The following is a 12,849-nucleotide window of genomic DNA, read 5'->3' on the forward strand; positions in this document are numbered from 1 at the left end:
TGAAACCGGGAAAATGTCTTAGTTTTGCGCCACTCGGCGCGAAAAGGTGAGGCATATCACGCTTCGCGTGATTCGCGCGGAGACTGGGCGTTCAAAAACGGCAGCAGCAGCAGGGCAGAAATCCCCGCCGCAATAGCGATGACGGCAAAGAACCCGCTCCAGTGCCAGATGTCGATCACCCGAGCCAGCGGCCAGCCGGAGAGTGACGCGCCGAGATAGGCAAACAGGCCGACAAAGCCCGTCGCCGCACCGGCCGCCTCTTTATGCGAACACTCTGCGGCCGCCATGCCGATCAGCATCTGCGGGCCAAACACGAAGAAACCGGTAGTGAAGAAGCACGCCGCCTGCATCACGTAGCTGGCAAACGGCATCAGCCACAGCGAACCAACGGAGAGTAAAATCCCCGCGGCGAAGATGAGGTTCATCGGGCCACGGTTGCCGTTAAAGAGCTTGTCCGACCCCCAACCCGCCACCAGCGCGCCGATAAACCCGCCCAGCTCGAACATTGTCACCGCCGAGTTGGCGGTCACCAGGTCCACGCCGAGCGTCTCGGACATGTACAGATTGCCCCAGTCGTTGATGGCCGCACGCACCACGTAAACCAGCACGTAGCAGAGCGAGAGAAGCCAGATATAGGGGTTTTTCAGCACGTATTTGGTGAGAATTTCTTTGCGGGTCAGGCCCGCGCCTTCCTGCTGCTGGGCGATCTCCATTTCATCGTGCCGCCAGTCGCCTACCGCAGGTAATCCCACGGCTTGCGGCCGGTCGCGCAAGCGCCAACAGAGGAACAGCCCGGCAAGAATCGCAAGACCACCGGCAATCATCATTCCCGCGCGCCAGCCGTAGTGCAGGGCCGCGGCCCCCACAACCATCGGGATCAGCGCCCCGCCAACGTTGTGCGCGGTGTTCCATATGGCCCACCAGCCGCCGCGCTCGTTGCGCGAGTACCAGGCCGTGAGCAAGCGAGCACACACCGGCGCGCCCCAGCCCTGGAAAAAAGCGTTCAGCGCCCACAGCAGCGCAAAGGCCCACAGCGACGTGGAAAAACCAAACAGGATGTTTACCACGCCGGTGGCGATGAGCCCGAAGCCCATAAAATAGCGCGCGTTGGAGCGGTCACTGACAATGCCGGAGAAGAACTTTGACAGGCCGTAAGTGATGTAAAACAGCGTTGCCAGGAGCCCAATATCGGTACGCGTCATCACGCCGCTGGCGAGAATTTCCGGTGCGGCGGCGTTGAAGCTTTTGCGGGTGAAGTAGAACAGCGCATAGCCGAGCCAGATGGTGATCAGAATATGGCGACGCCAGTAGCGATAGCGGGCGTCGATTTCCGCTTTATCGCCTATCGGCGCGGCGTTGGCAGGCGTTTTAAACATGGTGCGTCCTTAGCGGTAAGCTGACGCTAACGCGCGTCCCGTGGGTGCAGGAGATGTTCAGCGTACCGCCCAGCGCCTTAACGCGCTCGCGCATGCCCGCCAGACCAAACCCCTGCTGGCCAGAGCCCGGCGGCAGACCGCAGCCGTCATCTTCAATCACCAGCATCAGGCGTTCATCCTGCATCCAGCCCTGCAGCGTCACCGCGCTGGCGCTGGCGTGCTTAACGATATTGTTCAGCCCTTCCTGACACACGCGGAACAGCGTGACGCGCTGGCCTTCGCTCAAGAGGGATTCTTCAATGCGCCAGTCGAGATGGCTGACAATCCCGCGGCTTTCCAGCTCCATCTCACGCATCAGAGAACGTACGGCCTGCACCAGGGTAAGATCGTCCAGCTGGCGCGGCCGCAGTCTGCCAAGCAGGCGACGCACCGAGTCATACACGCCAAGCGAGAGCTGTTCGATATGTGCCCCGCCCTGCTTCACGCCCGCGTTTTCCGCCGCCAGACGTTGGACAATGCCCGCCTGGGTGCGGATGGCGGTGATGGTCTGGCCGATGTCATCATGCAGCTCGCGGGCGACTTCCTGGCGCACGATCTCTTCGGCCTCCAACAGCCGTTCTGCCAGACGGCGATTGCGCGCCAGCTCGGCTTGCAGCGACAGGTTAAGCTCGCGCAGGCGTTGAATACCGGCGCCAAGAAGCAGCCCGGTCAGGCTCTGCGCCAGCAGCGAGAGCAGTAAATCCACCGGATGATCGTGCCATGTCTGGCTGGCAATCAGCGCGATGGCGTTCATCAGCGTGGCGATCAGCGCCCCCTGCCAGCCGTAGTGCCAGGCCAGAGCGATGATCGGCAGGGCCAGACAAAACGGCGTAAAGCGCGAAAGCTCAGCGGGCAGCCCAAGCTGCAGCCACAGGCTCACCACAAACAGCAGCAGATACCAGATAAGGTGCCGGGCGCGCCAGTTCACCGGCTGAGACACCAGCGCGGGGCCAAGCGGCTGCCAGACGGTGCTGGTGAGGTAATGCCAGATAACCAGACAGGTCGGGGCCAGCGTCAGGCCGCCGGTGAGGGTCAAAAGAAGCGCGTTGAGCATCTCTTTTTCCCCCATCCACGGCAAAGACTGCAGCAAGGCAGCGGCAATCAGCGCCGCGCCCTGACGCAGCAGCGTGCGCCAGTCGCGCTGGTGACGATAGCGGGAGATCAACGCCACCGGTACGAGGGTGAGCAGGCTTCCGGTCATCAATAAGGGCAGATGCGCCAGAGCGACCTGCTGCGCCAGCCAGACCAGCATCAGCCACTCGGCCCCCAGCAGAACAGGCCAGTAGCCGCGCGGACATTGCAGCATCAGCCCCAAACGCAGGCCAAAGGGGAACAGCAGCACCGCCAGTTCCGGGCGCTCCACCAGGTGCAGGCTGATGCTCCACAGGCAAAACCACGCGGCAGAGAAGATAAAAAAGCTGGCAGCAACGGCGATCAGCCGCGAGAAAACGGGGCTCATTGCCAGCTGTCGAACATGCGGCGCGCCAGCTCAACATCGTTACTGACGTTGAGTTTTTCCATCAGGTTGGCGCGATGGACGTGAACGGTTTTTGGCGAAAGCCCCAACTCCACGGCAATCTCTTTTACCGACATGCCCTGGGCGAGCTTCTCAGCCACCTGACGTTCGCGTTTGGTGAGCGGGTCCTGACGTCCCGCTGCCAGCTTTATGGCGATATCCGGCGTCAGATAACACCCGCCGGTCGAGACGGTACGCACGGCGGCGATCAGCTCGTCCGGGCTACAGCGTTTAGAGAGGAACCCGCGCGCGCCAGCATTGAGTGCTTGCTCCACCAGCGCCGGGCTGTCGTGTACCGAAAGCATGATGGTCGACATGCCTTTTGGCAGCTGACTCAGGAGCTCAAGCCCGGACAGATCGGGCATAGAAATATCGCAAATGCAGACCTGCACCCCGCGTCCGGGAAGACCCGCCAGCGCCTCGCGGCCGGAGCCAAATTCTGCCACCACCTGAAAATCAGGTTCCAGGCTCAGAAGTTGGGCAAATCCGGAGCGAACAATGAGGTGGTCGTCGATAAGGGCGATGGTGGTCATGACGCGTTCCTGGGGGATAAAAAAACGCGCTTACCTTAACGATAAGCGCGTGGGTGTTCAAGCAATGAGCGATTTATTCGAAAAACACCGCGATTTTGTTAAACATAGTGGGATCGGACTGATTGCGCACCACGTTGGTGACGTCTTCCAGCTTGTCGATCTGCGCCATCATCTGCTCCAGACGCTGGTCATCGTTAACCAGCAGCCAGATGCGGCTGTGTTCGCTGCCCTGAATGGGCAGACAGAGAATGCCTTCCACGTTAAACGCGCGGCGGGCAAACAGCCCGCAGACGTGAGTCATGACGCCAGGGTGGTTGCGGACGGTGAGTTCCAGAATGACGTTATCACATTGTTTCTGCATGGCTTATTCCCCCACCATCTCAGTATTTGCCGCACCCGGCGGCACCATCGGGTACACTTTTTGTTCTGGGTCGATACGCACGTGGATCAGCGCTGGGCCTGGACGCGAAATCGCGTCCTGCAGCGCCGCCTGAGCGTCGTCTTCCGCGTTCAAATCGCAGGTGTGCAGGCCAAAACCGGCAGCAATCTGCATAAAGTTGATCGTCCCCGGATAGGTCGCCGCAAACACGCCCTGCTTGTAGAACAGGCTCTGCTGCTGATGCACCAGCCCCAGCGCCTGATTGTTCATCAGGATGATTTTCACGTCTAATTGATTTTCGGCCGCGGTCGCCATTTCCTGAATGTTCATCATCAGGCTGCCGTCACCGGAGAAGCAGATCACCTTGCGATCCGGGTTGGCGAGCGCCGCGCCCACCGCCGCCGGGAGGCCAAAGCCCATCGTCCCCAGCCCGCCGGACGTCAGCCACTGACGCGGACGGTTCAGCGGGTAGGCCTGCGCGGTCCACATCTGATGCTGACCCACGTCGGTGGTGATAATAGCGCTGTCGTCCACGCACGCGGCAACGGCGTTAATCAGCCCGTAGTGGCTCAGCGGGTCTCCCTCGGTCGGGATCGCGCCCGGGAACTCGCGCTGCAGATCGGCCACCAGCTGGCGCCAGTCATCGCGGTCGGTTGCATTCGTCTGTGGGATCAGCTGCGCCAGAACCTCGGCCACGTCGCCTTGAATGGCAACGTGTGGCTGCTTGATTTTACCCAGCTCGGCGCGGTCGATATCCACGTGAATGATTTTGGCATTAGGGCAGAACTGCTCCGTTTTGCCAATCGCCCGGTCATCAAAACGTGCCCCGAGAACAATCAGCAAATCCGCTTCCTGCAGAATGAAGTTGGTGCTGCGCGCGCCGTGCATCCCCAGCATGCCCAGCGACAGCGGGTGTGCTTTTGGCAGCATGCCCAGCGCCATCAGCGTCATGGTGGTCGGCAGGTTGGCTTTCTCCGCGAGCTGGCGCACCGCTTCAGAGGCGTTAATCGCCCCGCCGCCTAAATACAGTACCGGGCGTTTGGCGGCGTTGATCATCGCTGCCGCATCGCGCACGCTCTCGGCGCTAAACGCCGGCGCAGGCGCTCGGTCACCCGGCTCTGGCAGCATGTCGATTTCGATCTCTGCGGTCTGGACATCCTTAGGAATGTCTATCCACACCGGGCCGGGACGGCCGGACTGCGCAATGCGGAAGGCATCGCTGATAACCTGAGGAAGCTCGGCAATATCGCGAACTAAATAGTTATGCTTGGTGATGGGGATAGAGATGCCGTAGGTATCCACTTCCTGGAATGCATCGGTACCGATCATCGAGGACGGCACCTGACCCGTGATGCAGATCAGCGGAATAGAGTCGAGGCGCGCATCGGCGATAGCAGTCACCAGGTTGGTTGCGCCCGGCCCGCTACAGGCCATACAAACCGCCGGTTTGCCCTGCGTACGCGCCATGCCCTGAGCGATAAAACCCGCGCCCTGTTCGTGGCGTGCCAGCACGTGGCGAATCTGCGTGCTTTGGCTTAACGCATCATACAGCGGTAATACTGTCCCGCCAGGGATACCCGCCACCGTGGTAATGCCCTGTCGTTCCAGCAAATGAACGATTAACTGCGCGCCAGTAAAACGCGTCTTGGTGGATGTTGTGCCCGAACTTGCCATGCTCCAGTCCTTTTCTTCTGGGCCGACTTTCCGGGGAGGCTCTTAAACGAAAAACCCCGCCCGGTTTGCGCCGGCGGGGTTTTGGATTCGTGTGTTGATCCAGTCCCTACGGCGCATTGCCGACGACCACCACCACACGCACGACGACCACTGCGGCTGGTAGCGCAGTTTTTAGTAGGGTCGCGGTGTTCATGGATGCAGTCATGGGGGACCTGTGTTTGGAATCATTGATTGAATTTATACAAACACAGGTTTTCTGGCGTGACAATGGAAATATTTTCATCTGCACAAAAATGCGTCAGGGATCACGTTTCAGTATGTTGCTCGCTCATTCCAGAAGTCACTAAAGATGACATTGCCGTCGCAATGCCTCCAGGTAATTTTCTCATAGCGTACGAGAACCGTTTCAAGGTGTGTTCCGGTGTTTGCGCCGGGATACAGGTCTGGTGTGATTGATGTAATTTTCACACTCTCCAGGAGGATATTAAAATACTCTTGTTCTAAACCAGCCTCATTAATCTGATACATCTTAATGGTGGCTGACTGGAGCGTTCTCCCCGTACTCAGCGCACGAAATAAAAACGGGGTTACACGATCAAATTCCTTCTGGAACATGATGGGCATATGTATGCGCGTGCCTGTCAATTTCCCGGTATTCCCGTCGACCGGGATGTTTACATTATGGGTAAACGATTTCAGTTCAATTGCGCCTTCACGCCCTGACACAAGGCAAGGACCAACCATGGGAGAACCATTTTCATCAGTTAGAAATAAATAAGCCGGATTTGACATAAAAACTCCTTTTTATAAAACTCAATGATACTTATCAAAGCGGCCGAAAATTATCGGATGGACAATAATAAATACTATGACAGCAATGAATGTTAGTAATACCCAGTGATCAGGCGACAACCACAGGAATAAAGAGGCGCACGCAAAAATATAAACGGGAAATAAAATATCCGTAAATAGAATTGATAGCAGACTCTTAAACATGCTACTTGTCCTTTAAGTCGTTAAAAATCGCATCGAAATCCCTGTAGAATCCCATTTGCACCTTCTTAATGAGTTCAGACAGGAACGGCTCAAAAAAGTAGTAAAGCATCTCAAGTTGTGCTGCATAGAGGGTGGCGTAATACTTAGGGTCCAGCGTTTTCAGACGACGGGCAGCAAGAGCGCACTTCTGTTCTGTACCAACAAGTTGAAGTGCCATGACCACATTAGGGACACGGCGCGAAAGCCGTTCGACAACGATTTCTGAGAGCAGGCCAGATTCCGAAAGATATTTAGCCAGCGCCCATGCTATGGCTAAACGCGCTGCCTTGCTTGTGGGGAGGTTTTTAACAAGCTCGGTGACTTTTGAATCCGTCTTGCGAACGCGATTTTGTTCATTTCCATCTTCAGAGTCGGTTATAATACTCTCAAAATAAAGATAGAGCATGTGTGCTATTACATCGCGATAACGGTAAATAGACACAATTGAGAGGTACATCCTCTTTTCTTCCGTGAGAAGCTCATCACATACATCGTGATAGCTGGGGAATAAGCATGATGAATACCAACTTACACGCTCCATTCCTGAGTAGATATCAGATCCGATCCCCTTTAATGCCCTCCATGTCCCTGCCACGCCTTGCTGTCCATAAATAGCCAACTGCCTGTCACTCTGGAACTTCAACTTTAAATAATCAGATGCTTGCATAACTTACACGCAAAAATTTTATGGTTATGAGAATATACGTTGAAAAGCCGAAAGATTCAAATTCATACAATTGCTTTAGGATACACATTCACGTAAACATTAAATTAATACATTATTATTCCTTACACCTATAAGCGATACAGTTTGAATAAACAGATTGCTATGGTTTTATATTGATTTACGTATTTGGTGCGTTATCTCGCAAACTTAGCCTGGTATTTTTGTATCTTATAATCATATCAATCATTAATGTTTACCTGCCGCGTACGTTTTCATTCCTTCCTAATAAGTCAACAGGCACCCCGTCTTGTGAGTAGCCCAGAAAACAAAAAAACCCCGCCGGAGCGAGGTTTTTATCAGGGTTTTGCGGTTGGTCGCCGCAGAACACACTGTGTTACGTCAACGCAAAAAGTATACGCGATCGCAGGCGAACGCGCAATTCAGGCACGGATTTTGACGTTTTTGAGTATGGATGGGGTTTTGTGTTTTGTCCAAAAAAATACTGTTCATGCATACAGTATTTATCTATAATGAGGATGTTCGCAGTGAGCGAGGGGGCCGCAGTTCTACCGGCGCAACGAAGTCCTGGCTGAAACGGGTGGTGCCGTCAGTGCCTTAACCCCTGAAGTGAGCACACTGTGTTACGTCAATCCAGGTGCTGGCAACAGGCGGCGGAAAGGTACGCCAGCATCGTGCTCCTTTAACCAAAAGGAGACGCGTATGAGCATCGTGGATATGGTGATACTTATCCTCAAACTCATTGTTGCTGTACTGCAACTGCTTGATGCTGTCCTGAAATTCATTCGCTGATTCAGGTTCAAGTCGCACCTGAGAGGGGCGGGAAACCGCCCCTCTTTAATAACGAGGGAATGCTATGTCGCGTCTGTTAATTGAGCCTGTTACGCCAGAAGAGCCAGGGTACATCGCCCTGAAGGCTGAAAGTATCGCATTGAATTTCAACATGCTGCGCAGGCTGGAAGAGAACTGGCAGCGAGGTGAAAACCGCTTTAACGCGCCGGGCGAAAAGCTGCTGGGTGCCTTTCTCAACGGCAAGCTGGTGGGCGTGTGTGGTCTTAACCGCGATCCGTTCAGCCAGCAGCCGCGCGCCGGCCGCATTCGCCATCTCTACGTCAGCGAGAAGTGCCGCGGGTTGGGCATTGGCAAACAGCTTTTGACCGTGGTGATGGCCGATGCCAGCATCTGGTTTGATTTCCTGAATACCCATGCCCCGGACGCCGCCTACGGCTTCTATCGTCAGGCGGGTTTTACGCTGGTGTCTGACGAACCGCGGGTGACGCACCGTCTGTTTTGCGCTGTTTGAGCGGCTGGCGGCATCGGATTGCGAATGTTACAGTTAAGTGACAACTCACTACCCGACACGCCATGACCATCACCGTTTTCTGCATTTTACTCTTTGCCGCGCTGCTGCATGCCAGCTGGAACGCCATCGTCAAAGCCGGAACGGACAAGCTCTATTCTGCAATCAGCGTCAGCGGCTCCGCCACGCTGATTGCCCTGGTGCTGCTCCCCTTCTCCCCACAACCCTCCGCTGCCAGCTGGCCGTTTTTGATTGTCTCCTGCGCGCTACAGGTGGTGTATACGGTGCTGGTGGCGAAGACGTATCAGGTCTCCGATATGAGCCAGACCTACCCGCTGATGCGCGGTACGGCACCGCTGCTGGTGGCGCTAATTAGCGTACTCATCCTCGGCGATAGCTTGTCGTTGCTGGCATGGTCGGGCATAGGGGTTATTTGCCTGTCGATATTGGCTATGGCGATGACCGGGCGCATGCAGTCGCGCAAGGGGGTTTGGCTGGCGCTGCTGAACGCCTGTTTTATTGCTGGCTATACGCTAGTGGACGGCACAGGCGTGCGGCTGTCAAATACTGCGCTTGGCTATACGCTGTGGACGTTCTTCATGAATGGCTTCTGCCTGCTCGGTTGGGCGATGGTGGCGCGTCGACGTGAGGCCGCCAGCTACCTGCACCTGCACTGGAAGAAAGGGCTTCTCGGCGGCGTCGGGACGATGGGATCGTACGGCCTGGCGCTCTGGGCAATGACCCAGGCGCCGCTGGCGGTGGTCGCAGCGCTGCGTGAAACTTCGATACTCTTTGGCGCGCTTATCGCTTTTTTACTTTTAAAAGAGAAGGTTGCTGGTCTTCGCATTGCCGCCGCGCTGGGTATTGCGGCCGGGGCCATCCTGCTGCGCCTGGCCTAATCCACTGGCAACATAAGTTGCCGATCTTGTTTATAAATCCTGCCTTTACCCGTTTTGTCATTCATGATCGTAATGCTTAACTTGTCATCTCACTATGGTAGATTCCTCTCGCATTTATGGTAATGCTCAGTCACTTATTCTTCATTTCTCTCTTTTGGCAAACGTATTCAGCGACATGAAAAAACAAAGGAACGTTAACTTATTGTTGATGCTGGTGTTACTGGTGGCCGTCGGTCAGATGGCACAAACCATCTACATTCCGGCGATTGCCGACATGGCAAAGGAACTAAACGTCCGCGAAGGGGCGGTACAAAGCGTAATGGCAGCCTACCTGCTGACTTACGGCGTTTCGCAACTCTTCTACGGGCCGCTATCCGATCGCGTCGGGCGCCGTCCGGTCATTTTAGTGGGCATGTGCATATTTATGGTCGCCACGGTGATTGCCATCACCACAAGTAACCTGACGGTGCTGATTGGCGCGAGCGCTCTGCAGGGCGTCGGTACCGGCGTCGGCGGGGTGATGGCGCGAACCTTACCGCGTGATATGTATCAGGGTACCCAGCTCCGCCATGCCAACAGCTTGTTGAATATGGGGATTCTGGTAAGCCCGCTACTGGCTCCGCTGATTGGCGGCCTGCTGGACACGATGTGGTCCTGGCGCGCCTGCTACGCCTTCCTGCTGACGCTCTGCATCATTGTGACCTTCAGCATGGCGCGCTGGATGCCGGAAACCCGACCGACTGATGCACCTCGCACCAAACTGATCGCCAGCTACAAAACGTTATTCGGGAACGGGGCATTTACCTGCTACCTGCTAATGCTGATCGGCGGCCTGGCGGGCATTGCCGTGTTTGAAGCCTGCTCCGGCGTACTGCTGGGCGCAGGGTTAGGTCTGAGCAGCATGGTGGTGAGTATTCTGTTTATTCTGCCCATCCCGGCGGCGTTCTTTGGCGCCTGGTTTGCCGGACGTCAGAACAAGCGTTTCTCAACCCTGATGTGGCAGTCGGTGATCAGCTGCCTGCTGGCTGGCGTAATGATGTGGATCCCGGGTCTGTTTGGCGTGATGACCGTCTGGACGTTGCTAATCCCGGCAGCGCTGTTCTTCTTCGGCGCGGGCATGCTGTTCCCGCTGGCGACCAGCGGCGCCATGGAGCCGTTCCCGTTCCTTGCAGGCACGGCGGGCGCGCTGGTGGGTGGTTTGCAGAACATCGGTTCCGGCGCGCTGGCCTGGCTCTCCGCGATGATGCCGCAGACCGGGCAGGCTAGTTTGGGGTTATTGATGACGCTGATGGGGCTGCTGATTTTACTGTGCTGGCTGCCGCTGGCGTCACGTGTCCCACATCACGAGCAGCCGGTTTAACCGCATGATGGCCCGGCTTCTCGCCGGGCTTTTCACAGACAGGTGCGATCATCGCCTGTAGCAATGGCTCTGGCGCAGTCCGCCAGGCACCCTCTTCTCCATCATAGAACTGGAAATCGGCGTTAATCGCGTAAGGGATTTTCGCCTGCTGCAGCTCGCAGGCCATAAACGTGGCAAACGCCATTTGTGACGCGGTAGGCGTAAGGTGGGTTGACTCCCCGACTCCCCAGCCGCCAACCCAGCTGACGTGCCCGGTTTTTTGCTGCCAGCGCAGCGCCGTATTGATGCGATTGTGGATAGCCGCTTTCTCCGCCGCCGTGCCCGACGTCCACGGGTATTTACCGTTATTTTTCAGCGGTCCCCACGGGAAGATATGCCATTCTGCCAGCACGTAGTTTTGGCTACGTGCTGGCAGCTTCAGGGAGGATAAATCTTCCGGCGCGGCACGCAGCCGGGGCGCGACAAAAATCATCCGATTCGCATCTATCGCGTGAATGTCTTTAATCGCTTTCTCGTACACCCGGTTGAGCGAAGCCGCGTTGTGATTGAGCTTATCCGCAGGCTCGTAGATCAGGTCAAAACCTAACAGCGGCGAGCGTTGGGCGAAGTAGTGCGCGACGGCAATCCACCAGTTGACCACCTCTTTTTCGTTATCGGCTTTCGGGTCGTTCTTATACTCATCGGCCTGATACGAAATAATCGGGATCACACCGTATTGCTCGCAGGCTTCCACCAGCTTACGTAGATGGATGAGCCGCGCTTCTGTTGGCTCATCGGCTACGCGGATGCGGACATGGGTGATGCCTTTCGCGCGAAAATCGCGCACCACCAGCGGGTCGAACTCCCGGATACCACGCTCGGTGCGCGCCCAGTCGACGTCTATTCCCACGCCCAGCTGCTGCGCATAGCGGGCAGCCGTCAGCGGCGGCTCAGCGGCAATGGCCCAGCCGGAGGCGATCAGTAACGCTGTGGCAATGAAAGGCTTTAACACGGTTTACCTTGCGAGAAATCAAAAGCAATAACCTGTATTTAGCACGCTTTTTCACATTTGGTGTAGAGCCAAAGCGTAATAATTCTTCATCTCGCCAGCGCTTTTAACCAGCCGATAAAAGCATCAATTTTCGGCCACTGCCTGCCGGGAAGCGTTGAAACGTAATAATGCTGGTGGCATTTCAGGGCCTTTTCTCCGAAAGGCGCGATCAATTCCCCGCGCTCAAGGCGCTTTTGCACCAGACGTTTTCGCCCCATTGCCACACCGACGTGGTTCATCGCCGCGATAATCGCTAAATCTGAACGATCGAACCCAACACCCGATGATGGCGGCATGTTCACTGCAAAATGTTGCGCCCAGCCGCGCCATTCATCCGTTCCAGAATCATTGCTCCAGGCCTGGCGATCATGCAGGAGCGTGCAGTGGTTGAGATTTTTCGGATTTTGTAGCAGCGCGTGTTCACGGGCGTATTCTGGCGAGCATACGGGCAAAATCGCCTCGTCCATGAGAAATTCATGAGAAAGATGGTTTGGCGGCGTATCGTCGAAATAGAGCGCCAGATCGACGCCTGTTCGCTGCATATTGACGTAATCATTCCCCGTGAGAATGGTGAGCGAAATGGAGGGATAGCGGCGGGTAAAGTCGCCCAGCATCGGTACCAGCCAGCACTGGGCAATCGACGGGCGTGAATAAACGGTGAGCGTTCCGGACAGCGCCTGGTTTTTGATATCCAGGATCTCTTGATTCAGGGTGTCGAGTGAGGATTTTAGCGTCCAGTACACGCGCTTTCCCTCCTGCGTCAGCTCCACTTTACGGTGTGAGCGCACAAACAGCTGAATGCCCAACTCCTCTTCCAGCAGGTTGATACGGTGGCTCACCGCGCTGGGGCTGAGGGACAGCTCCTCCGCGGCCAGCGCAAAAGACTCATGCCTGGCGGCCACCTCAAAGGTATACATTTTTGACAGCTGCCAGCCGTTTAACAGCCGATTTCTGGCTTCGTTCGCATCGCTCATCACAATTCTCAGTCGTTATGCCCGTGCGCAGAATACCGTTTAAGCATGA

At 56.2% G+C, this 12,849-nt stretch carries 14 protein-coding genes; 4 read left to right on the forward strand and 10 right to left on the reverse strand.

Annotated features, from left to right (window positions below):
• Positions 1 to 56: 56 nt before the first annotated feature.
• The 8 genes from V5P19_RS14670 to V5P19_RS14705 form a co-directional block, all read right to left on the reverse strand.
• Entirely contained in the window at positions 57 to 1,376 is a 1,320-nt protein-coding gene (locus V5P19_RS14670; protein WP_334404472.1) for an MFS transporter, read from the reverse strand.
• Positions 1,369 to 2,874 (reverse strand): signal transduction histidine-protein kinase/phosphatase UhpB, encoded by a 1,506-nt coding sequence (gene uhpB, locus V5P19_RS14675; protein WP_334404474.1) that lies wholly within the window; start codon positions 2,872 to 2,874, stop codon positions 1,369 to 1,371. Before uhpB ends, V5P19_RS14670 begins: the two co-directional genes overlap by 8 nt.
• On the reverse strand, positions 2,871 to 3,464 hold the full coding sequence (gene uhpA / locus V5P19_RS14680) for a transcriptional regulator UhpA (RefSeq protein ID WP_334404476.1): 594 nt from the start codon (positions 3,462 to 3,464) through the stop codon (positions 2,871 to 2,873). Before uhpA ends, uhpB begins: the two co-directional genes overlap by 4 nt.
• Before the next feature lie 73 nt (positions 3,465 to 3,537).
• On the reverse strand, positions 3,538 to 3,825 hold the full coding sequence (gene ilvN / locus V5P19_RS14685; protein WP_334404478.1) for an acetolactate synthase small subunit: 288 nt from the start codon (positions 3,823 to 3,825) through the stop codon (positions 3,538 to 3,540).
• Between the two features lie 3 nt (positions 3,826 to 3,828).
• Positions 3,829 to 5,517, reverse strand: a complete 1,689-nt coding sequence (gene ilvB, locus V5P19_RS14690) for an acetolactate synthase large subunit (protein WP_334404480.1) — start codon at positions 5,515 to 5,517, stop codon at positions 3,829 to 3,831.
• Between the two features lie 106 nt (positions 5,518 to 5,623).
• The gene (gene ivbL, locus V5P19_RS14695; RefSeq protein WP_334404482.1) at positions 5,624 to 5,722 is read right to left on the reverse strand and encodes an ilvB operon leader peptide IvbL; all 99 of its coding nucleotides are present in this window, start codon (positions 5,720 to 5,722) and stop codon (positions 5,624 to 5,626) included.
• A 107-nt stretch (positions 5,723 to 5,829) separates the two neighbouring features.
• Positions 5,830 to 6,309: a type VI secretion system tube protein TssD gene (locus V5P19_RS14700; RefSeq protein ID WP_334404484.1), complete on the reverse strand. Its 480-nt coding sequence runs from the start codon at positions 6,307 to 6,309 to the stop codon at positions 5,830 to 5,832.
• Positions 6,310 to 6,514: 205 nt separating this feature from the next.
• Entirely contained in the window at positions 6,515 to 7,219 is a 705-nt protein-coding gene (locus V5P19_RS14705; protein WP_334404486.1) for a hypothetical protein, read from the reverse strand.
• A 720-nt stretch (positions 7,220 to 7,939) separates the two neighbouring features.
• Here V5P19_RS14705 and tisB point away from each other — a divergent pair.
• The 4 genes from tisB to emrD all read left to right on the forward strand — a co-directional run bounded on the left by tisB (position 7,940) and on the right by emrD (position 10,796).
• Positions 7,940 to 8,029 (forward strand): type I toxin-antitoxin system toxin TisB, encoded by a 90-nt coding sequence (gene tisB, locus V5P19_RS14710; RefSeq protein WP_334404488.1) that lies wholly within the window; start codon positions 7,940 to 7,942, stop codon positions 8,027 to 8,029.
• A 64-nt stretch (positions 8,030 to 8,093) separates the two neighbouring features.
• A complete protein-coding gene (locus V5P19_RS14715; protein WP_334404490.1) occupies positions 8,094 to 8,540 on the forward strand; it encodes a GNAT family N-acetyltransferase in 447 nt (148 codons plus the stop codon).
• 62 nt (positions 8,541 to 8,602) lie between these two features.
• On the forward strand, positions 8,603 to 9,436 hold the full coding sequence (locus tag V5P19_RS14720; RefSeq protein WP_334404492.1) for an EamA family transporter: 834 nt from the start codon (positions 8,603 to 8,605) through the stop codon (positions 9,434 to 9,436).
• Between the two features lie 175 nt (positions 9,437 to 9,611).
• Entirely contained in the window at positions 9,612 to 10,796 is a 1,185-nt protein-coding gene (gene emrD, locus V5P19_RS14725) for a multidrug efflux MFS transporter EmrD (protein WP_334404494.1), read from the forward strand.
• Here the strand turns inward: emrD and V5P19_RS14730 are convergent.
• On the reverse strand, positions 10,699 to 11,787 hold the full coding sequence (locus tag V5P19_RS14730; protein WP_334404496.1) for a cellulase family glycosylhydrolase: 1,089 nt from the start codon (positions 11,785 to 11,787) through the stop codon (positions 10,699 to 10,701). The genes emrD and V5P19_RS14730 overlap by 98 nt on opposite strands.
• A gap of 86 nt (positions 11,788 to 11,873) precedes the next feature.
• Complete coding sequence (gene dsdC / locus V5P19_RS14735) at positions 11,874 to 12,800, reverse strand: DNA-binding transcriptional regulator DsdC (protein WP_334404498.1); 927 nt, start codon at positions 12,798 to 12,800, stop codon at positions 11,874 to 11,876.
• Positions 12,801 to 12,849: the final 49 nt, after the last annotated feature.

The organism is Enterobacter sp. UNJFSC 003 (genome assembly GCF_036903355.1).
Taxonomy (GTDB): domain Bacteria; phylum Pseudomonadota; class Gammaproteobacteria; order Enterobacterales; family Enterobacteriaceae; genus Enterobacter.